Below are 23,503 nucleotides of genomic sequence, written 5' to 3' on the forward strand. Positions count from 1 at the left end.
ACTATGAAATGAGGAGAATTGAATGAATAAGAAATATCTATCTGTATCATCTTTAGTAATGATGATATTCTTAGGAGTATTTGGATTTGGTAATATTGCCAATAATTTTAAAGAAGTAGGAATGTCTTCCGCAACAATGTTAATAATAGGAATTATTTTTTACTTTTTACCACTATGTTTAATAATGGCAGAATTTGGAGCTTATGCAAAAGAAAGAACTAGTGGAATATACTCGTGGATAGAAATTGGTTTAGGAAAAAAGATGGCTTATTTTGCAATTTGGTCATATTTTATAGCAAATATATTTTATTTGCCAACATTAGCAACAAGAGTACCAACATATTTAAGTTTTGGTGTATTTGGTGATGCAAATATGTCAAATCTTCAAACAGCATTTTTATCATTAATAGCTTTAGTAATATCTTTAATAATAGGAGTTAAATACCAAAAAACTATTGGAGTATTATCAAAGCCGATAGGTTATATATCTTTATTTACAGTTTTAATATTTTTAGGAACTGGAATATATTTACATATTATTGGAGATAGTGCAACGAATTTAACGACAGATATGTTTTTAATAGATATAACTTCTAAAACAGATTTAGCAAAATCTTTAAGTGCATTTTCATGGATATTATTTGCATTTGGAGGTGGGGAAGTTGTAGGACCTTATGTAAATCAAGTTAAAAATCCAGAAAAGAACTTTGTAAAAGGGTTGTTGATAGCGTCTTTATTGATAGGGGCACTATATGTAATTGGAATTATAGCTGTATCAGCTTTTGGGACTCAAGAGGATTTTGAAAAAATATCATTAATAAACGCAGTATTAGCTGGATTTAAATTTATGGGTGACAAAATAGGATTGGGAATGTGGTTTGTAAAATTAATGGGATTAGCATATACATTAATAACGTTAGTAGCTTTAATTCTTTGGAGTACTTCATTGGCTGCAGGGGTATTTAGTGAAGCACCAAATGGAACTTTTCCGAATTGGCTAACAAAAAAATCAGAGAAAACAGGTATATTAATAAATGCTTTAATATTCCAAACAAGTTTAGCATTTTTATTTATAGCTTTAAATTCGTTTGGAGGATCGGCTGCAGGAGAATTATATTACAGAGTATATGATATGACTACAATGGCGTTAATACTACCTTATTTTTGTTTAGGATTAAGCTATATATTCTTTAGAAAAAAAGATATAGTATCGCCTTTCCAAATATCAAAAAACAAAACTATTTCAATATTTGCAGGGGTTTCAGTATGTATTATGACATTTGTATCTTTTGTATTTGCAGGTTATAATTTTACACTACCTTTAACTTTGCAATTAGATAAAATAAAATTATATTATGGTGGACTTTTAATGTTTATGCTAATTGGAATAGGCATTAAATTTTTGAGTGGAATAAAACATAATAGAAAAGAGAATAATAAATATTAAAAAATCAGGAGAGCAATAACCTCTCCTGATTTTTTAATATTTAATTCTGTAATTATTTATTTTTTTTGTAATATTATTTTTATCAAAATGTTCCAAAAAAATCAAAGCTATTTTCCTACTACATCCAAGAAGATCTCTAAATTGAGCAAGTGATATAGAATTGTCATTTTCAAAATGTGAGTTTAGTCTACTTAGAGCTTCATTATAAAATCCTTTTAAAATAAATATATCATCTAGATTTACTATTAAATTATTTTTTAGTAAGAAATTAAAAATATTTTTAAATAATTTAGTTTTAAAATATTCATCGAGCATTTTTTTATTCAAACCGCTAAAAGTTTCATTTTTTAATAAAATTAAAATGTCATCTTTAATTTTTTTTTCATCTTTAGTAAGTTTTAATTTGAAACTATTTAAAGCTACAAATCCATCTAAATACTTATATTCATCTTTAAAAATATGAGTAATGTTAATTTCATTCAAGAATTGTTTATTAATAGTAGCTATAGGAACACCTTTTTTTAAAGGGTTTTTTTTATGGAATTCTTCTAAATAAAGATTTAATCTATTTTTTAATTTATTAAAATTATTTATATGGATTATGGAATTTGTTTCTTTTGAATAAATAATATCATCTTTTAAATTATCAATAGAAATTTGAAGATTAAATTCAATATTTAAATTATCAATAGAAATAAATGAATCTTTATTTAAAATATATTCAGAGAGATTTAGATTATTATAAGCTAAATATCTCAGCTTGTTCAAATAACCTATATTATTTTTTTTAGTAGGAACACCTCTTGGTGTTAAAATACGAATACCACCAATTAAAACAGAAGTTGAAAGAGTTCTTAAAATACCGATATCATTAAAATCTACTGGAATTTCTTTATCCATTACAAGTTGAAAAAAAATATCTTTAGTATAATTATCTTGAAGGTATTTTATTTTTCCGTAGTATTCACCAGTTCCAATGTGCAGTCTAATTTTTGTATTGTTTTTAGGAATACTATCATTAGATATAGAACTGAATAAGACATCTAGAACTTTACTATTAATAATAGATTTACTATTTGTAAGAAGATTTCCTCGTTCAATATCATTAGCATTTATTCCAGTTATATTTAAAGCACATCTTTGATGTGCTCCAATAGATATACAATCTTTACCATGAGCTTGTATTCCTTTTATTTTAATAGGAATATTTAGGGGAAATAAAGTCAAGGTATCACTTTTAATAATAGAACCAATACTTGTACCACTTACAATAGTTCCAACTCCTTTTGGTGAATATATTTTATCTATATCAAGTCTAAAAGATTCTTCATTTAAATTATCTTCTTTTAAAGTATTGAAATTTTTAGAGAGCTCATCTTTTATAAGGTTGTATAAATCTGTATAAGTAGAAGGTTCTTTAGAACTAACTTCTATAAAAGGAAAATTTGAAAAAAAGCCATCAGAAAAAATTGTATTAATTTCAGATTTTAAATTTTCAACTCTGTCTTTACTAACCAAATCTCTTTTAGAAAGAACAACAATACCTTTATTTACACGAAGTAATTTTAGAATCTCTTTATGTTCAATAGTTTGAGGCATCACACCATCATCACAAGCTATTAAGAATAAAACAAAATCAATTCCTTTTGCTCCAGCAACCATATTCTTTATAAATTTTTCGTGTCCAGGAACATCAACAATGCTTATATTTTCATTATCAGATACTGAAAGAGGAGCGAAACCAAGATCAATAGTCATTCCTCTTTCTTTTTCTTCTTTCATTGTGTCGGTATTTATATTTGTTAACATCTTTACAAGTGTTGTTTTACCATGGTCGATATGTCCAGCAGTTCCAATTATAATATTTCTCATAAATTATTACTCTCTAAAAATCTTTTGAAATTTTCTATAATTATTGAATACTCATCAAAATGAATTGTTTTTAAATCAATAATAAACTGATTGTTTTGAATCCTTCCTACAATAGGGATTTTTTCTTTTAATAAAGCACGATTTATTTTGTTCGCATCTAAAGATTTAATAGCTACTCCATAACTATTGATAACGGCATTAGGCATAGATCCACCACCGATGATAGCTTCAGTTTTGATGATATCAGAACTAATATCAATTTTTTCTAAACTATTTTTTAAAAGAATTGCTCTGTCAAAAACAGAAGAAATTGGTTCTAGAATTCTATTTAGGGTAGGGTTTTTTTCTATTGCAACTTTTTCATCAGAATATTGTTTGAATACAAACTCAAGAGCACTAATTGTCATTTTACAAACTCTAAAAGCCCTTAAAAATTGATTTTTTTTCAAACGATCAATTAAAAATTTCTTACCAAGAATAATACCACATTGAGGACCACCAAGTAGTTTATCTCCACTAAATGTGATTAAATCAATTCCTGATTCGATCGACTCTAATATAGTAGGTTCTTTTTTTAAACCATAGTTAGAAAAATCAATAAGAACGCCACTTCCTAAATCCTCCATAGAGACAATATTTTTTTCTCTTGCTAATTTTGCGATCTCATTATTCGAAACAGATTTAGTAAATCCAGACACATGATAATTGGATGTATGAACCTTTAAAAGCATAGATGTATTTTCACTAATAGCTTTTTCATAGTCAATTAAATGAGTTCGGTTAGTAGTTCCAATTTCAATAAGTTTAGCATTTGAAAGTTCCATAATATCAGGTATTCTAAAAGAACCACCAACTTCAACAAGTTCACCTCTAGAAATAATAACTTCAGTATTTTTACTAAATTCATTTAAACAAAGCATAACAGCCGCTGCGTTATTATTAACAACAAGAGAAGCTTCAGCTCCAGTAACTTTAGAAATAATATCTTCAATATGGGAATATCTACTTCCTCTTTCACCTGTTTTTAAATTAAATTCAAGATTATTATAACCGCAAAGCGAATTTTGAAGGTGTTCTAAGAGTTCTTTTGAAAAAAGAGATCTTCCTAAATTAGTATGTAATATTGTACCAGTTCCATTGATGACTCTTTTTAAATTGAATTCTAAATTTTTATTTAAAAATTTAATGATGTTATTTTTAATTTCCTCAATAGAGTATTCTGATATTGTATTTTCTAAAATCCCTTTTCTAAAAAAAATGATACTTTCATTAACTGCATTATAAATTTCTTTATATGGTTTATCTTTGAAAAACTCCTCTTCTTCAAGTAGTGAAATTATTTTATCTACTTTCGGTAAATTCCTTAAAAGAGTTTGTTTGTTATTCATAAATTACTCCTTATCTAACTACAATATATTTCCCATTAAATTTATTAACAGTACCTATTAAAGACGATTTTATACTTAAATTGTTAAGTTTTTCCATGACCTCTGAAGCTTCGTTTGAAGGTAAAGAGAATAATAATCCACCAGATGTTTGAGGATCTAATAAAATTTCTTGTAACCAAAATGGTACAGAAGAGATATCAACTTTATCATTTAAATAGTTTCTATTTTTTTGTCCCATAGAATTTATATAAAATTCTTTAGCAAAATCTTTTGCAATTTCGATATATGGAATAAGTTCTTGTTCTAAAACAAAAGTTTTTTCAGAAGCTACAGCCATTTCATAAGCATGTCCTAAAAATCCAAATCCAGTAATATCTGTACAAGCACTAACAGAATAATCTCTAATAATTTCTGCAGAATATTTATTAAGGGTTGTCATAATTTGAAGCCATTCTTTTTTAGCTTCTTCGGGTATAGTTTCTACTTTTGAAGCAGTAGAAATAATACCTGTTCCTAAAGGTTTAGTAATTATTAAAACCTCACCTTCTTTAGAACCATAATTTTTTAAAATTTTATCAGGATGAACCAATCCAGTTACAGATAATCCATATTTTACTTCTGGATCATGAATAGAGTGCCCACCACTTAGGATAGCTCCAGATTCAGCTATTTTTTCAGCACCACCTTTTAAAATTTCACCTAAAATTTCAATGTTTTCTTTTTCAGGAAAACAAACTATATTCATAGCTGTTTTAGGTTCTCCACCCATAGCATAAACATCACTTAAAGAGTTAGCTGCAGCTATTTGCCCAAAGATATATGGATCCTCAGTCATGGGTGTAAAGAAATCTAAAGTTTGTATTAAAGCTATATCATCAGTTATTTTATATACAGCAGCATCATCAGATTTATCAAATCCAACAATTAAATTTTTGTCTTCTACACTTGGAAGATTTTTTAATAATTTTGAAAGAACCTCCGGTCCTATTTTACTTGCTCAACCACCAATTGAACATCTATCTAATAAAAGTTTCATTTTACCTCCTTAATAATCATTTTTAAAAAATAAATGAATTTTTAAATTATATCATAATTATATATTTAATACCATACCTCCTTCTAAATTATCAACAGTTGAAACAGTAATGCTTTTTTTGTTTAAAATTTGAAGTAATGTTAATAGAATAAGGTTTCCAGCGATAATAACATCAGCACGATCAGCTTCTAAACCAATAATTTTTTTACGTTCATCTAAGGTTTTACTTAAAAATAAAAAAAGATTTTCTTCAAGTTCAATTTTTGTAAGAACATAAGTATCTATCTCTTTTTCAATAAATTTAGGTAATTTTTTTGAGATTGAAACATTTGTAGTTACAGTTCCAGCTACTCCAATAATTTTAAAAGTATCCTGACTAAATTTACTTAATTCATTAAAAAAACCTTTTAAGTAGTTCCGTGCTGACAGTAAAGTCTCTTCACTATAATTTTCTTCAGCAAAAAACATTTCAGTTAATTTGACTACACCAATAGGAAAACTTTTAATATAATCAATTCCCTTATAGTTTCCAATAGTGATTTCAGTACTACCACCTCCAACATCAATACTAGCTATTTGTTCTCTATAAATATTACTATTTCCATTAAAGCTAAGTTTTGCCTCTATTTCTCCTGGAATAACAATAGTACTTATATTAAATTCATTTTTTATTCCTTGAACAAATAAACTTCCATTGCTAGCTTCTCTTGTTGCTGCAGTTGCAAAAGCAATAATTTCAGCAACACCCATAGAATCAGATTTTTCTTTGAATTTTTTTATTATTTTGTATGTTTTTTCAATAGATTCTTTAGATAAAAAACCAGTTTGATTTAAGTTTTTACCAAGTCTTGAAACCTCAAGGTCTTTATATAAAGGGTTAATAATTTCAATTTTGTTATCTATTTTTTCAACTTCAGCTATGAATAATCTACAAGAGTTAGTTCCAATATCTATAACAGCTTTTAAAATTCTATTTTTAAAGAAGTTGTTAGTTAAAAGAATAATTTCTTTATCAATAGACATATTTTCAAAAGTTCCATTTTTATTTATAATAAAGTTTATTTTATCACGAGTATTTTTTTTATCTTTTTTCATAACATTTACTAAAGCTTCTTCTTCAATATACATAGGTGTTGAGTCGATTCTATAAAGATTAAATATATCGATAATAGAGTCTATATATTCATTAGAAGTAAACCCTAAAATTTTAGAAATTTGAAGTTCAAATATAATTCCTTTTGCTATAGCTTCACCATGAGAAATATTTTTATAATCAAATAAAGTTTCAAGTGCATGACCATAAGTGTGACCAAGATTTAAAAATGCACGATCACCTTTTTCAAATTCATCTTTTTCTACAAAATGTTTTTTTATTTCACAAGATTTATAAATCATTTCAATTAAAAATTCAGGTTTTTGTTTCAATATTTCTCTAAAAGATTCTAATAAAAAATTCAAATATGTTTTATCACTATAAATTATAGCATGTTTTATCACTTCACCCATACCTGATTTAAATTGACATTCTGGTAAAGTTTTCAAAAAATTAATATCAATAATCACAGCAACTGGTTGTTTGAAAGAACCAATTAAATTTTTCCCTGAAGGATGGTTAATAGCAACTTTACCACCGATACTAGCATCTACTTGTGCTAAAAGAGATGTAGGAACTTGTAAGAAATCAAGTCCTCTCATAAATGTTGAAGCAATAAACCCTCCTAAATCACAGACTACGCCTCCACCAGCGCAAATAATTAAAGAATTTCGAGAGAAATTATTTTCAATTAAGAAAGAATATATTTCCATTGTAGTATCTATATTTTTATATATTTCTCCATCTTTAATTTTATAAATATAAGTTTTTCTTTTTGGTAGATTAGTTAGTATTTTATGAATGTATAAATCACCAACGGTTTCATTTGTTAAGAGTAAAATTTTATCGTAATTTTCAGTAAATTCACTTAATTTATTTATTGTATCTTGTCCAATAATAATATCGTATGAATTTATAGAAGTTTTCATAACTAGGTTTTTCATGCAACTCTCCTTTATTATTTTTTACATTTAGAGTATAATATTTTTATCTTAAAAAAGCAAATTTACAAAAGCTGAAAAATATGATATTTTATAGAAAAGAAGAAAATAAAATCGGAGGTTAGGGATGCAAGGATTTAAAACTTTTATATTGATGCTAACAATGACTTTCTTATTGCTATTAATAGGTAGAGCAGTAGGTGGAAGAAATGGAATGACGATAGCTTTAATTTTAGCAGGAGTAATGAATTTTGTATCATATTGGTTTAGTGATAAAATAGTCTTATCTATGTATAAAGCGCAAGAGTTATCAGAAACTCATAAAGTTTACTGGATAACTAAAAAATTATCTGAAGGTGCAGGATTACCAATGCCAAAAGTATATATAATGAACGAAAGTCAGCCGAATGCTTTTGCAACTGGAAGAAATCCAAATCATGCAGCAGTTGCAGTAACAAGAGGATTAGTAGAGTTAATGGATGATAATGAGTTAGCAGGAGTGATAGCTCACGAGTTGGGTCATATTTCAAATAGAGATATTCTAATTCAAAGTGTTGCTGCGACGTTAGCAGGAGCAATTGTTTATATGGCTAATATGGCTAAGTGGGCAGCTATATTTGGTGGTGGAAGAAGAGATGATGAAGATAAAAATGGTGGCATTTTAGGACTTTTAGCAGTAAGCATTTTTGCTCCATTAGCAGCAATGCTTATTCAGATGGCAATTTCTAGAACAAGAGAATATAAAGCAGATAAGTTCGGAGCGAAAGTGTCGGGTAATCCAAGATATTTAGCAAATGCTTTAAGAAAATTAGAATCTTATTCAACAAGAATACCTATGAATGCTTCACCAGCAACAGAAAATATGTTTATAGTTTCCCCGTTGGCAGGAAGCAAAATGGCAAGTTTATTCAGTACTCACCCAAGTACAGCAGAAAGAATAAGAAGATTAGAAGAGTTGAATTAAGGTTTAGAGCTAGATATATTATGTCTAGCTCTTTTTGTTTGACAGTATCATAGTATTGTTATATACTTTCAATAGTATATAAAGGTGGGTGAAATAGTGAGCTGGAAAAAATTAACAATAGATAGTAAAGATGAAATTCAAAAATTTTTAAAAAGCAATTTTGAAACATCAGATTTAAATTTCACAAACTTTTATTTATGGAGTTTTAGTGAAAATATAGAGTATTGTATAGAAAATGATATATTAAATATAAAAGGAATTTACTTAGGTGAAGAATATTTTTTTGCACCAATATCTAAAACCTTTAATAAAAAAAATATTATTGAAAATATAGAATTACTAAAAAAAAACGGTAAAAAGTTTGTATTTATTCCAGAAACGTACAATGAGTTTTTAAAAGATATTTTTGATTTAAAAGAGGAAAGAGATTCGTTTGATTATATATATTTAAGAGAAGATTTATCCACTCTTAAAGGAAGGAAATTTTCTTCAAAAAAAAATAAAATAAATAAGTTCGTAAAAACATATAATTTTAATTATGAAAAAATAACAAAATCAAATATAGAGGAAGTTAGAGAGTTTCAAAAATCTTGGACTAGAAATAGAAAAGATGATATTATCATTTTATCAGAGACAATGGGGATTGAAGAGATTCTTAATAATTATGAAAAATTAGAGCTCAGAGGTGGAGTTTTAAAGGTTGATGATAAAGTTATAGCATATTCTATTGGTGAAAAAACAACAGAAAACACTGGAGTTATTCATATAGAAAAAGCTGATTTTGAATATTTAGGAAGTTATCAAATGATAAACATGTTAGTAGCAAAAGAAGAGTTTTTAGATGTTGAATTTTTAAATAGAGAGGACGATTTTGGAAGCTCTGGATTAAGAGAAGCTAAGCTATCTTATCAACCAATAAAGTTTTTAAAAAAATACAGTATATAATTAAAGGAGGATTTATGTTTAAAGTTGTTAATAAAATAGAAAAAAGTTATGATTTGAATATTGGATTAGTATTTGATGGACAAGTTGAAATTTGTGAATATATTTCAGAAATGAATAAAGAGTTAATAGATAAAGTTATAGCTAAAAAAGAATTTGTTGGTAAAAAAGGTGAAGTTTTAAAAATTGATTTATTAGAAAATAAATCTCTTGTTTCAATAGCCTTAGTTGGAATGGGAAAAGAAGAGGATTTTACTTTAGATGTATTTAGAGAAGTAATGTTTGAAAGCTTATCTAAAGAAAAAGGAAAAATATTAATCTCTTCAGATCAAGAATTACTTTTAAATCACGAAGTATTAGGAGAGGTAGTATTTAATGTAAACTATTCGTTTGATACTTTTAAAGAAAAAAAATCAGACAAAATAGAAGTTGAATTATTCATATCAAGTGAAGAAAAAGATATTTCAGAAACTATTTTACTAGGAGAATCAACAGACATAGCAAGAGATTTAGTAGATTTACCTGCAAATATAATAAATCCAATCACTTTAGCCGAAAGAGTTTCTGAACTGGGAAAAGAGTATGGATTTGAGGTAGAAATTTTAGATGAAATAGAGATGGAGAAAATAGAAATGAATCTCCTTTTAGCAGTTGGAAGAGCTTCTATAACAAAACCAAGATTAATAGTGATGAGATATTTAAATGGAAAAGATAGTGCTGAAAGAATTGGATTAGTAGGAAAAGGATTAACATATGATACAGGAGGTCTTTGTATTAAACCAGCAGATTCTATGTTTGAAATGAAAAGTGATATGGCAGGCTCAGCTTCGGTAATAGGAGCAATGTGTGCTATAGCAAAAGGTAAAGTTCAACAGAATGTAGTTGCAGTAGTTGCAGCATGCGAGAATGCAATAAATGAAAATGCATATAGACCAGGAGATATAATTAAATCTATGAACGGTAAAACTGTAGAAATAATAAATACAGATGCTGAAGGAAGATTAGCATTAGCTGATGCTATAACATACTCTATAAGAAAAGAAAAAGTAACAGAAATTGTAGATGTTGCAACATTAACTGGGGCTATATTGATAGCGTTAGGAAACTTAACAACAGGTGTATTTTCTAATAGCGATGAAAAGTATTCACAGTTAGAAGCTGCAAGTAAGTTACACGGTGAAAAAGTTTGGAGAATGCCTATATTTGAAGAGTATGCAGAATTATTAAAATCAACAGTTGCCGATGTGAAACATACAGGCGGAAGAATGGGTGGCTCTATAACAGCAGCAAAGTTCTTAGAAGGCTTTGTAGAGGGATTACCATGGATACATATGGATATTGCTGGAACATCTTATAACAGCAGTGTTAAGTGGTTAAAAAAAGGTGCAACAGGTGTTGGAGTAAAATCATTATATAGTTATGTAAAAAACAGATAAAAATATAAAAGAAAAAGGTGAGTTGAACTCACCTTTTCTAATAAAGGAGCATTTTTATGATAAAAGAAGAATTGAAAAAACTATGGAAAGATCTTTTTCATGATGATAGTTCGTATATTAATTGGTATTTTGATAATATTTATTTAGAGAATAGTACAAAACTTTATTTAGAAAATGAAAACTTAAAAGGGATGTTATTTCAAAATAAGTATCATATATCTATAGACGAAGATAGATTTATGGGACGTTATCTAGTTGGTGTTGGAGTAACTCCAGAAAAACGAGGAGAGGGAATAATGAAAAACCTTCTTTTAGAAAGTTTAAGAGAGGCTTATAATTATGGAGAAGAGTTTATATATTTAACACCAATAGATAAAAATATTTATGAAAGATTTGGATTTGGATATATATCATCGTTATCTAAATATAATATTCCATTGCAAATTTTAGGTAGTTTTAAAAAAGAATTTAAGGTTCAAAAGATAGATTCAGAGAATTATAATGATAATGTTTTATTAAAACTTAAAGAATTTTATAGAGAGCATTCAAAAGAATTTTATATAAGCGTTGCAAGAGATAAAAAATGTTACAAAAATATACTTTCAGAGCTATTTTGTGAAGATGGATTAGTATATATTAGTTATGATTATTTTGGAAAAATAAATGGATATATGTTTGTTATAAATTCAGAAAAAATATATGTAAAAGAGATGTTATTTAAAGAAAAAAGAGTCTTGGAAACGTTATTATCAATAGTTTATGGCTATAAAGATTATTATGGCAAATTAGAAATTGTTTTACCAGAAAATGTTTACTTAGAGGACTATCTAGAAACTGAAAGTAGCATAGAAAAAGTATTGAAAAATAAAGTTCAAGCTAGAATATTGAGGGTGGAAAAAGTGCTCATGAGATTATCTCATAATCTATCAGATTCAGAAGAGGTTTCTATATATGTCCAAGATGATCTTATAAAAGAAAATACAGGAGTATTTAAATTAAAAAAATCTTCTCTCGAACGAGGAAAAGAAGACTTTGATATAAGTTTGAAAATAAAAGAATTAACGATGCTATCTTATGGCTTTAGAGATTTTGAATCTTTAAAAAAAATAGAAGGTTTTTTTATAAAAAATAATGAAAAAGAAGATGTTTTTAAAAAGATTTTTAAAAAAAGATTTAATTATTTTAATCAAGATTTTTAAAGAAATAAAAAAGCATCTATTGGTAAAAAAATTCCAGATAGATGCTTTATATTTAGTTTTGCATATAGAATGTTACATTTATATTAGCATTAACTTCAAGATTACTAGGAACAGTTATGGGCACTGCGCTATCACTTTTAAATGAGCTGTTAACCATAAAAGGAATTGCTCTAGGCATACTGTAACTTAAATCTATGTTTTTAGGTGTAATATTAAAACCATCAATTTTAGCAATAAGATTAGCTTTTGATTTAGCATCTTCATATGCTAGTTTGTAAGCTTCATTTTCGAGCTCTTTTCTATTAGAAATAAAGAAATTAATTTCACCAATATTAGTAACTCCACCACTATTTAAAGCAGTTAACACCTTACTAGCACTTTTTAAATCATTACTAGTTATAGTAATTTGGTTTCTAACAAAATATTTCATTTCATTCTGTATTTTATTGTTGTTTGAATTGTAATCTGTTCTATAATTTAATGTATAATTTTCTGTTTTAAGATTAATATCTTTTAAACCATTCTTTTTTAAAAGTTTTATTGCATTGTTGACAATTTCAGTATTTTCATCAATAGCATTTTGAGAAATTAAATTAGATGTTTCAACTGAAGCGATAAGACTAAAAGTATCTGGTTTACCTGAAACAACACCACTTCCCATGACAGAAATAGTAGGTGTTTCATTTGCAAATATTAAAGATGAGCTTATTATAAAAAATGAAGTTATTAATTTTTTCATAAAATCCTCCTATAATTTTTTTAAAATGAGAGTATCAATAGATAGCTTAGGAACATAATGGGTATTACTACTTAAATCTCTATGATATTTCAAATTACTTTCTTTGCCTTCTGTTAAAACAACTGTATCTGTTGGCTTTCCAAGAGCTACTAAAAGATTTGGAGAATATACTTCTGTATCAAGATCAACTATACGTGAAATTTCTAATTTATTGAAAGAACCTATTAAGCATCCACCAAAACCTAATTCAGTACTTTTTAATAAAATATTTTGAGATGCAATTCCAATATCTATACCTAAATTAATAGAAGATAAAGAAGTTTCTTTTAAACTACTAATAAGAATATATGCTCTTGGGCCTTCTTCTAAAGTTGGACTCCAAGGGATAGAACCAGCCCAAGCAGTATGAGAAAATATTTTATGACATAAGCTTTCAGAATTTATAAGAGTATATCTCAATGTTTGACTATTTTTTCCTGACCCGCCCAATCGAGCTGCTTCAATCAATTTTTGTAAAACAGTAAAGCTAACTTCTGTAGAATCAAAAGTTCTATAAGAACGAGTTTTTAATAATAAATCATCTAACATTTAAAACCTCCTCAACCTTTAAGCACAATATTACTTTAAAAATAGCTAAAAGTCAACATTTTAAGAGGAAAAAGTAGACAATTCTTGTAAGTTATTATAAAATAAGGTGTTATTTTTTTAAAATAAGAAGGAGTGAAATTTATGAATTTTATATACGATAGAAAAAAAACTGCAGTGATTTATAAAGATAGGGAATATTCTTATAATGAAATTATAAAAACATCTAAGATATATTCAAGCTTATTAAATATAGAAAAAGAGGATAGAGTTGCTATCTTTATGGAGAATAGACCAGAATATATAGCTTCAGTTTTATCTGTTTGGGATAAGAAGGGAACATGTGTTAATTTAGATGTGAGTTATACCTCAGAACAATTGGTTTATGTATTTAATGATTCAACTCCAAAATATATGCTAACATCAAATCAAAATTTAGAAATAGCCTTAAAAGCAAAACAAGATTCAAATTCTAATATTATAATAATAAATTTAGATGAAATAGATACATCAGTTGATTTTAAAATGGATGATGTTAGTATTGAGTGTTTAGATAATGAGTCTGTTGCAGTTATGTTATATACATCTGGAACAACAGGTAAGCCTAAAGGAGTTATGTTAACATTTGATAATTTAATGTCAAACATTGAAGATATTGAAGAAATAAAATTTGTATCTGGAGAAGATAGAATTTTAGCAATGTTGCCATTTCATCATGTCTTACCATTAGTTTTATCAATGTTAATGCCTCTAAGATTTGGATGTTTAATAGTAATATTAGAAGAGTTATCTTCGGAAGCGATAAAAAATAATTTACAAAAATATAAAATAACTGTAGTGATAGGAGTTCCTAGAGTTTGGGAAATGTTCCACAAAGGTATTATGAATAAAATAAAAGCAAGTCCAGTAAGTTACAAACTTTTTAAAATTTGCAAAAGTTTAAAAATAGTTCCTTTAAATAAAATTGTATTTAAAAAAATACAAGATGGCTTTGGTGGTAATATCAAAAGTTTAGTTTCAGGAGGAGCTAAATTAGATCAAGAAATTTCTGAAGATTTTAGAACTTTTGGATTTAATATGTCTGAAGGATATGGGTTAACAGAGACATCACCAATAATAACATGTAACAGGCCTGGAGATATAATCCCTGGAACAGTAGGAACTCCTCTACCTGGTGTGAAAGTAAAAATAGCAGAAGACGGTGAAATTTTAGTTAAAGGTAGAAATGTGATGAAAGGATATTATAAAAATCCTGAAGCTACAGCAGAAGCGATAGATAAAGATGGATGGTTCCACACTGGAGATTTAGGTCAATTTGATGGGGATCATTTGAAGATAGTTGGAAGAAAAAAAGAGATGATAGTGCTGTCAAATGGAAAAAATATAAATCCATCAGATGTCGAATCTGAAATAATTAAAGAGTCTGATTTGATAGAAGAAGTAGCAGTAGTAGAATATCAAAAACATCTAGTTGCAATAGTTTATCCAAATTTTAAATTACTAGAAGAAAGAAAAATATTAAATGTAAAAGAAGCTATAAAATGGGAAGTTATTGATAAATATAATGTGACAGCTCCAAAATATAGAAAGATATTAGATATAATTATAGTAAAAGAAGAACTTCCAAAAACTAAACTTGGAAAATTAAGAAGATTTATGTTGAAAGATTTAATAATAGGGATAACTTCAAAAATAGAAGAGGATTCTGAAACTTTAATTTCTAAAAAAGTTGAAAAAAAAGTATCAAAATCAAAAGAGGTTAATTCTGAAGAATTTAAACAAGTTTCTAAATTTATAAATACTCTTCATGATGAAATTGAAATTATTCCAGAATCACATTTAGAAATTGATTTAGGATTAGATTCATTGGACTTAGTGGAAGTTATAACTTTTATTCAAAATACATTTGGAGTTAGCATTGTTGAGGAAGATTTTGTTAAAATAAAAACTGTAGAAAATCTTTGTGAGTATATCAGAGAGCAAGGTGGTAATTTTGAGGATAAAGAGGTAAATTGGAAAAAAATATTTGAAGAACCAGTAGAATTAAAAATGCCAAAATCAAAGTATATAATTTCATTAAGAACAATGTTAAAACCATTATTTAACTCTTATATAAAAATAGAAAAAAATATACAAAAATTAGAAAAAGATTCACCAGTAATATTTATAGGAAATCATCAAAGTATGTTAGATGGATTTGTATTTTGTGAAACTTTACCAAAAGAAATCATAAAAAATACATATTTTTTATCTACGAATATTCATTTTGATGGAAAATTAAAAAAGTATTTAGCAAACAATGGAAACATTATATTGGTTGATATGAATAAAAATTTAAAAGAAACTTTAAAGATAGCAGCGAAGATTTTAAAAGATGGTAAAAACTTAGTTATATTTCCAGAAGGAGCAAGAACTAGAGATGGAGAACTTCAAGAATTCAAGAAGAGTTTTGCAATTTTGTCAAAAGAACTTCAAATTCCAGTTGTACCCTTTGTAATAAAAGGTGCATATAACAGAATGCCTTATGGAAAAAGTATACCATCTTCTGGTAAAGTAAATTTTGAAATATTAGACAAAATATATCCTGAGAATAAAACAATAAAAGAAATTGTAAGTTTAGTAAGAGATAAAATTTCACAAAAATTAGAAAATTAAAAAGAAGCTGATGCTTAATAGTGTCAGCTTTTTTTACCATTTTTACGAAAGTTGAAATAAGATTAGAAATGTGATATAATCATTGAAGTGTAAAAAACACCTGTAATAACGTGGAGGGAAAAGTGGAATTTATAAAAAATCATAATAAAACAGCAATTTTCTATGAGGGGATAGAATATTCATATAAACAATTAATAGCTGGATCAAAAGAATATGCGTCAATATTAAATTTAAAAAAAGAAGAACGTGCAGTTGTATTTATGGAAAATAGACCAGAACTTATTTATTCTTTTTTAGGAATTTGGGATAAAAAAGGAACTTGTGTATGTCTAGATGCAGCATCAAAAATGTCTGAATTTCAATATTTCATAGAAGATTGCACACCTAAATATATATTTGTATCAAATGATACCTATTCAATTGCAAAAGAAGGAGTAGAAAAATCTAATCTTGATACTATTATATTAAATGTAGATGAAATTGATTTGTCGAAAGCTCAAAAAGAAGGAGTAATATATTCTCCAGATAGGGAAGCGGTAGCATTAATTCTTTATACATCTGGAACAACAGGCAGCCCTAAAGGCGTAATGTTAACTTTTGATAATATCTTGGTAAATATAGAGGGGTTAAATAAGTATAATATGTATAAACCTTCTGATAAAATTTTAGCATTATTACCAATGCATCATATATTTCCACTTTTAGGCTCAGGGATAATACCTTTACAACAAGGTGCAACAATAGCATTTTTAAAAGAATTATCATCTCAAGCAATGATGGAAGCTTTAAAAAATTATAAAATAACTATAATGATTGGTGTTCCAAGATTATGGGAGATGTTACACAAAAAAATTATGGAGAAAATAAATTCAAGTAAAGTTACTAAAACAGTATTTGGAATTTGTGAAAAATTAGAAAATAAAGAGCTAAGTAAGAAGATATTTAAAAAAGTTCATGAAGGATTTGGAGGTAGTATACGATTTTTCGTTTCTGGTGGCTCAAAATTAAATGCTGATATTTCAAGAGATTTTAAAACTTTAGGAATCGATATATGTGAAGGTTACGGGCTTACAGAAACAGCACCAATGATATCATTCACTCCTATTAATTGTGTTGTTCCTGGATCAGCAGGAAAAATATTGGATGGAGTAGAAGTTAAAATAGCTGAAGATGGAGAGATATTATCTAAAGGTAGAAATTTGATGAAAGGTTATTTTAATAAACCAGACGCTACTGCAGAAGCGATAGATTCAGATGGATGGTTTCATACTGGAGATTTAGGAGTAGTAAAAGACAACTATCTTTACATAACAGGAAGAAAGAAAGAAATGATTGTATTATCTAATGGGAAAAATATAAATCCAATAGAGATAGAGCAGTGGATAACTTTAAATACAGATTTAATAGAAGAAATTGTGGTTACAGAGTATGAGTCTTTATTAACTGCAGTTGTATATCCTAACTTTTCTAAAGTGGAAGAACATAAAATTACAAATATATCTGAAACTCTAAAAACAAATGTTATTGATAAGTATAATTTAAAAGCTCAAAATTACAAAAAAATACTAGATTTAAAAATAGTTCAAGAAGAATTACCAAAAACAAAAATCGGGAAAATTAGAAGATTTATGATAAGAGATTTTTTAGATGGAAAGATCGAGAAAGAGAAAGAAGAAAATGTTCCAAATTTTAAAGAATACTCTATAGTAAAAAGATATTTAGAAGGTTTGAAAAATAAAATTGTCTCTTCAACTGATCATTTAGAATTAGACTTAGGATTAGATTCATTAGATTTGGTTGAATTTATTGCATTTGTTGGAAGTAGCTTTGAAGTAGATTTAACAGAAGATATTTTGGTTAGAAATCCAACAGTTTTAAAAATATCAGAATATTTAAGAGAAAATTCAAAAAATGTAGAGATTAAAGATACAGATTGGAAAAAGATTTTAAGTAAAGAAAATATAAATGGACTACCTAAATCAAATTTAGTAGGAAAAATAATGAAAATGCTTTTAAAGTTACCTTTTTCTACATTTATAAAAATTGAAAAAGAAGGGCTTCAGAATGTAAATGTAAATAAACCAACTATATTTATAGGAAATCATCAAAGTTTTTTAGATGGATTTATTTTTGCTCAAAGTATACCTAATAAAATATTAGATAATACTTACTATTTGGCAAAAGTAGCTCATTTCAAAGATGGTATTTTAAAATCAATGGGAGAAAATTCAAATATAATACTAATTGATATAAATAAAAATCTATCTGAAACATTACAAACAGCTGCAACAGCTTTAAGAAAAGGAAAAAATGTAGTTATATTTCCAGAAGGTACAAGAACTAAAGATGGTAAGATGATAGAATTTAAAAAATTTCATGCTATCTTAGCAAAAGAATTAAATGCAGATATAGTACCATTTGGAATAAAAGGTGCTTATGAAATTTATCCAACAAATAAAAAATTACCTAAAAGTGGAGTAGTAAAAATAAAATTTTTTGAAAAAGTATCTGTAAAAGACTATTCTGTAGAGGAATTGGTAAATAAGAGTTTTGAAACAATTAAAGAATGGTTAGAGAATAAATAAAGGTTGCCGAAAGGCAACCTTTATTTGTTTAAAATGATAACATAGGACCAAGTTTTTTACCACCTAAAAGATGGAAGTGTAAATGAAATACTTCTTGACCACCATAAGAATTACAGTTTGTAATTAATCTATATCCATTTTCAGAGATATTTAAGCTTATAGCTATGTCTTTAATTGCTAAATACATAGCTATAAGATAATCTGAATCTTCAGCAGTTATATCATTTAAAGTTGGAATTTCCTTTTTAGGAACCACTAAAATATGTATAGGTGCTATTGGATTTATATCTTTAAAAGCAATAACTTTATCATTCTCAAAAATGATAGAAGCTGGTATCTCTTTGTTTATAATTTTTGTAAATATAGTAGCCATAAGTCACTCCTAAATGAAAAGATTAAAGTTCGATAGCTTCAATTCTTGTTAAATGTCTTCCACCTTCAAACTCAGTTTCTAAAAATTGATCTACAATTTCAAGAGCCAATATATCTCCAGTCATTCTAGCACCTAAAGCTAAAATATTAGCATCATTATGCTGTCTAGTCAATTTAGCCATCGTTGTATTTGAACATAGAGCTGCTCTAATTCCTTTAAATCTGTTTGCTGCAATTGATATTCCGATTCCAGTTCCACAGATAAGTATTCCAAAATCAGCTTCTTCTTCAAGTATAGATTTAGCAACAGATTTAGCAAAAGTAGGATAATCAACAGATTCTGTTGAATAAGTACCTTTATCTAAAACTTCAAATCCTTTTGCTTCTAAATGATTTTTAACAATTTCTTTTAAAGCAAATCCACCGTGATCTGCACCTAAAGCTATTTTCATCTATTTATACTCCTTAACTCTTCTATAGTAATGATTTAATGTAATAAATTAGTCTTCAAAACCATGGAAATGAGCATGTCCATGTTCAATTTCTTCTTCAGTAGCTTCTCTTACATCAGAAACAACAACATCAAACTTTAAATTTTTACCAGAGAATGGGTGGTTTCCATCGGCAGTGATAACATCATCTTCAATATTTGTAATAACGAATGATTGCTCAGAGTCGTCATCCATATCCGCGATAAAGTCTAATCCTTCGTAGATATCTTCGAATTCAGTGAATTCAGATCTATCCATTTCGATTATTAACTCTTCATCATAATCTCCATAACCTTCTTCTGGAGTTAATTCGATAGTTGTTGTATATCCTTTTTCTTGTCCTTCTAAAGCTTCTTCAATAGCTGGAACAAAATTTCCAAATCCTTGGATGTAGAAAAATGGTCCTACGTCTTGTGTATCTTCTAAAAGATCTCCATTGTCTTTGTTGTAAACTTTAAATTCAAGTGTTACTACTTTTCCTTCTTCTATTTTCATCTAAAACACCTCACTAGAATCCCCATACAAGATAGGGTTATTTGATATTTAAAAGCATAACATAAAATAGAATAAATTTCATCAAAAATCTTAAATTATTTTAAAAATCCCATATTTTTTTTCACAATCTTACAGTTTGATTCATCAGTTAATATTTTCAGAAGATAAAAAGCTACATCAATAGCTGTACTAGGGCCAGAAGAAGTTATAATATTGCCTGATATAACAATATTTTTCTTAATTGGGATAGCTCCATAATTTTTCAACTGATTAAAATATCTTTCGTTATCTAAAAGATATGTTGTAGCAGGAACATCTTTTAAAAAGCCGTGTATACCAATCGCTAAAGAGCCAGTACAAACACCAATAACAGTTTGTTTTTTTGAAATAAAATGATTTAACAAGGAATTAAGTTCACGAGATTGAATATCATTAAAGAAACCTGATTTACCAAATCCACCAGGGATGACTAATGCACTAAATTCATCTAAATTAATAGTTGTATTTTTAATGTTTAGTTCTGGTATGATTTTTAAGTTCCAAGTGGCATTTAACTCATCGTGAAGCGAACAAATTGTAGAGAAAACTTTTTTGTTTCCAACAATATTATTCCATCCAAATACGTCTGTAAAGGCTGATAGCTCTAAGGCTTCAAAGCCATTTGATACAAAAATTAAAATTTTTTTCATGATTTTTATGGTTCCTTTCAAAAAAAAGTTGACTTAATTTCTAAAAAGCTCTACAATATCTCGTATTTTAAAAGAAATTAATAATGTAAATTATATATTATTTTATAGTTTTTTAATATCATTAAATACAAAAATATAAAATATAATATTAAAATATATATAAAAAAGGAGGTGGAACGTTATCATTAATTTTAGAGATTAACGATAACGGTAAGATGACTAAATTAAATCAATATCAAACACCTATATTCTCGACATTGAAAGATGTATATGCGAAAAGAGATATAATTCCTTTTCATGTTCCAGGGCATAAGAGAGGAAAAGGAATGGATAAAGAGTTCTATGATTTTATGGGACCAAATCCATTTTCAATTGATGTAACTATCTTTAAAATGGTTGATGGATTACATAATCCAAAAAGTTGTATAAAAGAAGCTCAAGAATTAGCAGCTGACGCTTATGGAGCAAAGAAAACTTTCTTTGCTGTAAATGGAACATCAGGAGCAATTCAAGCTATGATAATGTCTGTTGTAAAACCAGGAGAAAAAATATTAGTACCTAGAAATGTTCATAAATCAGTTTCTGGCGGAATAATATTAAGTGGTTCGATTCCAGTTTATATGAATCCTGAAGTGGATGATGAATTAGGAATAGCTCACGGGGTTAGACCAGAAGTAGTTGAAAATATGCTAAAGCAACATCCAGATACAAAAGCTGTTTTAATTATTAATCCAACATACTATGGAGCAGCAACTGATATTAAAAAAATTGCTGATATAGTTCATAGTTATGATATTCCTCTAATAGTGGATGAAGCTCATGGAGCTCACTTACACTTTCATGAAGACCTACCAATGTCAGCTATAGATGCAGGAGCAGACATTTGTTGTCAGAGTACTCATAAAATAATTGGAGCAATGACTCAAATGTCAATGTTACATGTAAATTCAACAAGAGTTGATGTAAATAGAATTCAACAAATATTAAGTATACTACATACGACATCTCCTTCATACCCTTTAATGGCATCATTAGATTGTGCTAGAAGACAAATTGCAACTGAAGGTAGAGAACTGTTAACAAGAACACTTAAATTAGCAAGAGATTTAAGAGCAGAAGTTAATAAGATACCTGGAATCTTCTCATTTGGAAAAGAAATTGTAGGAAGATATGGTATTCATGATTTTGATGATACAAAATTATCAATATCAGCTAGAGACTTAGGATTAACTGGATTTGAATTAGAGACTTTATTAGTTGATGATTACAATATTCAAGTTGAATTATCAGATTTCTATAATGTATTAGGATTGGTAACTTTAGGTGATGATGAATCAAGTACTGGAGCATTCTTAGAAGCATTAAAAGATATAAGTAAGAGATTTTTTGGAAAAGGAAAAACTATTGCAGAATCAGTTGGTAAAATGCCCGCTATACCTGAATCTATTTTAATACCAAGAGAAGCTTTTTATAGTGAGAATAATAGAGTGAAATTCCTTGAGAGTGAGGGGAAAATATGTGCTGAGATGATTATGGCATATCCTCCAGGAATTCCTGTAATAACACCAGGAGAGAGAATTACAAAAGAAGCGATAACTTATATTCAAAATCTAAAAGCAGCAAAACTTCACGTTCAAGGAATGGAAGATCCTGAGTTAGAGTTTGTTAAAGTTATAGATGATCAAGATGCTGTTTATTTATATACAGAAAAAATGAAGAACAAAATATTTGCTGTTCCAATGAACTTAGGAGCAAACAAAGCAGGTATTGAATTTGGACCAGAAGTATTAGAAGAACACTTCCCAGATGTATTTGGAGAGATGACATATATAGATGTAGAAAAGCAAAGAGAGAATTTCAATGAGTGGTCATTAAAATATAAAAATACAATATTAAATACTTGTGAAAAATTAGCTTTAGCTGTAAACGAAGCAGTTAGAGATGGATATAGACCTATAACTATAGGAGGAGACCATTCAATAGCTTTAGGATCAATTTCAGGAGTAGCATTAGAAAAAGAAGTGGGTGTAGTTTGGATAGATGCTCATGGAGATATGAATACAGATGAGACAACTATGTCAGGAAATATTCATGGAATGCCACTTGCACTTTTACAAGGAGCAGGAGATAGAGATTTAGTTAACTGTTTCTATGAAGGAGCTAAAATAGATAGCAAAAATGTTGTTATTTTAGGTGCTAGAGATTTAGATGTAAAAGAGAGAGAAGTGATAGAACAGTTAGGAGTTAAAGTAATCTCTTATGATGATGTTGTTCATAAAGGATTGGAAAATGTTTTAGATGAAATTAGAGATTACTTAAAAATTGATAATATTCATATAAGTTTTGATGTAGATTCAGTTGATCCTGAGTTTGCACCAGGAGTAAGTACACCAGTTAGAAATGGATTCACAACTGATGAAATGTTTAAAACGTTTAGATTCCTATTTAAAAACTACTCTATAACATCAGTAGATATAGTTGAATTTAATCCAGTAAATGATAAAAATGAAAAGACAATGAACTTTGTAAACGATTTAGCTGAATTTGTACTAAATCCAAATGTATAGTTATAGA

Annotated in this window: 18 protein-coding genes; 8 read left to right on the forward strand and 10 right to left on the reverse strand. The window is 27.5% G+C overall.

The annotated features are described in order from the left end of the window. Positions 1-22: 22 nt before the first annotated feature. Positions 23-1,447: an amino acid permease gene (locus ACRCZX_RS09675; protein WP_438582718.1), complete on the forward strand. Its 1,425-nt coding sequence runs from the start codon at positions 23-25 to the stop codon at positions 1,445-1,447. A 33-nt stretch (positions 1,448-1,480) separates the two neighbouring features. Here the strand turns inward: ACRCZX_RS09675 and selB are convergent, their stop codons facing one another. The 4 genes from selB to aroB all read right to left on the reverse strand — a co-directional run bounded on the left by selB (position 1,481) and on the right by aroB (position 7,780). Further along, positions 1,481-3,319 (reverse strand): selenocysteine-specific translation elongation factor, encoded by a 1,839-nt coding sequence (gene selB / locus ACRCZX_RS09680; RefSeq protein WP_438582719.1) that lies wholly within the window; start codon positions 3,317-3,319, stop codon positions 1,481-1,483. Beyond that, entirely contained in the window at positions 3,316-4,707 is a 1,392-nt protein-coding gene (gene selA, locus ACRCZX_RS09685) for an L-seryl-tRNA(Sec) selenium transferase (RefSeq protein WP_438582720.1), read from the reverse strand. The genes selB and selA overlap by 4 nt, the downstream gene beginning before the upstream one ends. Before the next feature lie 10 nt (positions 4,708-4,717). Then, positions 4,718-5,695, reverse strand: coding sequence for a selenide, water dikinase SelD (gene selD, locus ACRCZX_RS09690; RefSeq protein WP_438582835.1), 978 nt, complete (start codon positions 5,693-5,695; stop codon positions 4,718-4,720). 105 nt (positions 5,696-5,800) lie between these two features. Continuing rightward, positions 5,801-7,780: a 3-dehydroquinate synthase gene (aroB, locus tag ACRCZX_RS09695; protein WP_438582721.1), complete on the reverse strand. Its 1,980-nt coding sequence runs from the start codon at positions 7,778-7,780 to the stop codon at positions 5,801-5,803. Between the two features lie 124 nt (positions 7,781-7,904). Here aroB and htpX point away from each other — a divergent pair, with 124 nt between their 5' ends. The 4 genes from htpX to ACRCZX_RS09715 all read left to right on the forward strand — a co-directional run bounded on the left by htpX (position 7,905) and on the right by ACRCZX_RS09715 (position 12,318). Beyond that, a complete protein-coding gene (gene htpX, locus ACRCZX_RS09700) occupies positions 7,905-8,741 on the forward strand; it encodes a zinc metalloprotease HtpX (RefSeq protein ID WP_438582722.1) in 837 nt (278 codons plus the stop codon). Positions 8,742-8,837: 96 nt separating this feature from the next. Then, positions 8,838-9,686 carry a DUF2156 domain-containing protein gene (locus tag ACRCZX_RS09705; protein ID WP_438582723.1) on the forward strand — a complete coding sequence of 283 codons (849 nt, stop codon included), beginning with the start codon at positions 8,838-8,840 and terminating at the stop codon, positions 9,684-9,686. A 14-nt stretch (positions 9,687-9,700) separates the two neighbouring features. Beyond that, positions 9,701-11,119 (forward strand): leucyl aminopeptidase, encoded by a 1,419-nt coding sequence (locus tag ACRCZX_RS09710; RefSeq protein WP_438582724.1) that lies wholly within the window; start codon positions 9,701-9,703, stop codon positions 11,117-11,119. 56 nt (positions 11,120-11,175) lie between these two features. Beyond that, complete coding sequence (locus ACRCZX_RS09715) at positions 11,176-12,318, forward strand: GNAT family N-acetyltransferase (protein ID WP_438582725.1); 1,143 nt, start codon at positions 11,176-11,178, stop codon at positions 12,316-12,318. 52 nt (positions 12,319-12,370) lie between these two features. On the opposite strand, the gene ACRCZX_RS09720 is transcribed toward ACRCZX_RS09715, so the two are convergent. Continuing rightward, on the reverse strand, positions 12,371-13,057 hold the full coding sequence (locus ACRCZX_RS09720) for an SIMPL domain-containing protein (RefSeq protein WP_438582726.1): 687 nt from the start codon (positions 13,055-13,057) through the stop codon (positions 12,371-12,373). A gap of 9 nt (positions 13,058-13,066) precedes the next feature. Beyond that, complete coding sequence (locus ACRCZX_RS09725; protein ID WP_438582727.1) at positions 13,067-13,645, reverse strand: nitroreductase family protein; 579 nt, start codon at positions 13,643-13,645, stop codon at positions 13,067-13,069. Between the two features lie 141 nt (positions 13,646-13,786). Here ACRCZX_RS09725 and ACRCZX_RS09730 point away from each other — a divergent pair, with 141 nt between their 5' ends. Beyond that, positions 13,787-16,297 carry an AMP-binding protein gene (locus ACRCZX_RS09730; protein ID WP_438582728.1) on the forward strand — a complete coding sequence of 837 codons (2,511 nt, stop codon included), beginning with the start codon at positions 13,787-13,789 and terminating at the stop codon, positions 16,295-16,297. Between the two features lie 122 nt (positions 16,298-16,419). Further along, positions 16,420-18,882, forward strand: a complete 2,463-nt coding sequence (locus ACRCZX_RS09735) for an AMP-binding protein (RefSeq protein WP_438582729.1) — start codon at positions 16,420-16,422, stop codon at positions 18,880-18,882. Between the two features lie 28 nt (positions 18,883-18,910). On the opposite strand, the gene ACRCZX_RS09740 is transcribed toward ACRCZX_RS09735, so the two are convergent. From ACRCZX_RS09740 to ACRCZX_RS09755, 4 genes are all read right to left on the reverse strand, one after another. Then, positions 18,911-19,255, reverse strand: coding sequence for a histidine triad nucleotide-binding protein (locus ACRCZX_RS09740; protein ID WP_438582730.1), 345 nt, complete (start codon positions 19,253-19,255; stop codon positions 18,911-18,913). Positions 19,256-19,277: 22 nt separating this feature from the next. Then, complete coding sequence (rpiB, locus tag ACRCZX_RS09745; protein WP_438582731.1) at positions 19,278-19,706, reverse strand: ribose 5-phosphate isomerase B; 429 nt, start codon at positions 19,704-19,706, stop codon at positions 19,278-19,280. 48 nt (positions 19,707-19,754) lie between these two features. Next, complete coding sequence (locus ACRCZX_RS09750) at positions 19,755-20,240, reverse strand: FKBP-type peptidyl-prolyl cis-trans isomerase (protein ID WP_438582732.1); 486 nt, start codon at positions 20,238-20,240, stop codon at positions 19,755-19,757. A 95-nt stretch (positions 20,241-20,335) separates the two neighbouring features. Further along, positions 20,336-20,929 (reverse strand): DJ-1/PfpI family protein, encoded by a 594-nt coding sequence (locus ACRCZX_RS09755; protein ID WP_438582733.1) that lies wholly within the window; start codon positions 20,927-20,929, stop codon positions 20,336-20,338. A 215-nt stretch (positions 20,930-21,144) separates the two neighbouring features. Here ACRCZX_RS09755 and ACRCZX_RS09760 point away from each other — a divergent pair, with 215 nt between their 5' ends. Beyond that, positions 21,145-23,496: an aminotransferase class I/II-fold pyridoxal phosphate-dependent enzyme gene (locus tag ACRCZX_RS09760; RefSeq protein ID WP_438582734.1), complete on the forward strand. Its 2,352-nt coding sequence runs from the start codon at positions 21,145-21,147 to the stop codon at positions 23,494-23,496. The last annotated feature ends 7 nt before the right edge of the window (positions 23,497-23,503 follow it).

Source organism: Cetobacterium sp., assembly GCF_051658645.1.
Taxonomy (GTDB): Bacteria; Fusobacteriota; Fusobacteriia; order Fusobacteriales; family Fusobacteriaceae; genus Cetobacterium_A.

What these genes read in the sequence shown, in the direction of transcription:
- ACRCZX_RS09720 (WP_438582726.1), bottom strand. Translation starts at nt 13,057, where the DNA reads ATGAAAAAATTAATAACTTCATTTTTTATAATAAGCTCATCTTTAATA.
- ACRCZX_RS09725 (WP_438582727.1), bottom strand. Translation starts at nt 13,645, where the DNA reads ATGTTAGATGATTTATTATTAAAAACTCGTTCTTATAGAACTTTTGAT.
- selA (WP_438582720.1), bottom strand. Translation starts at nt 4,707, where the DNA reads ATGAATAACAAACAAACTCTTTTAAGGAATTTACCGAAAGTAGATAAA.
- rpiB (WP_438582731.1), bottom strand. Translation starts at nt 19,706, where the DNA reads ATGAAAATAGCTTTAGGTGCAGATCACGGTGGATTTGCTTTAAAAGAA.
- ACRCZX_RS09710 (WP_438582724.1), top strand. Translation starts at nt 9,701, where the DNA reads ATGTTTAAAGTTGTTAATAAAATAGAAAAAAGTTATGATTTGAATATT.
- selB (WP_438582719.1), bottom strand. Translation starts at nt 3,319, where the DNA reads ATGAGAAATATTATAATTGGAACTGCTGGACATATCGACCATGGTAAA.
- ACRCZX_RS09715 (WP_438582725.1), top strand. Translation starts at nt 11,176, where the DNA reads ATGATAAAAGAAGAATTGAAAAAACTATGGAAAGATCTTTTTCATGAT.
- htpX (WP_438582722.1), top strand. Translation starts at nt 7,905, where the DNA reads ATGCAAGGATTTAAAACTTTTATATTGATGCTAACAATGACTTTCTTA.
- aroB (WP_438582721.1), bottom strand. Translation starts at nt 7,780, where the DNA reads ATGAAAAACCTAGTTATGAAAACTTCTATAAATTCATACGATATTATT.
- ACRCZX_RS09740 (WP_438582730.1), bottom strand. Translation starts at nt 19,255, where the DNA reads ATGGCTACTATATTTACAAAAATTATAAACAAAGAGATACCAGCTTCT.
- ACRCZX_RS09675 (WP_438582718.1), top strand. Translation starts at nt 23, where the DNA reads ATGAATAAGAAATATCTATCTGTATCATCTTTAGTAATGATGATATTC.
- ACRCZX_RS09755 (WP_438582733.1), bottom strand. Translation starts at nt 20,929, where the DNA reads ATGAAAAAAATTTTAATTTTTGTATCAAATGGCTTTGAAGCCTTAGAG.
- ACRCZX_RS09750 (WP_438582732.1), bottom strand. Translation starts at nt 20,240, where the DNA reads ATGAAAATAGAAGAAGGAAAAGTAGTAACACTTGAATTTAAAGTTTAC.
- ACRCZX_RS09760 (WP_438582734.1), top strand. Translation starts at nt 21,145, where the DNA reads ATGACTAAATTAAATCAATATCAAACACCTATATTCTCGACATTGAAA.
- ACRCZX_RS09730 (WP_438582728.1), top strand. Translation starts at nt 13,787, where the DNA reads ATGAATTTTATATACGATAGAAAAAAAACTGCAGTGATTTATAAAGAT.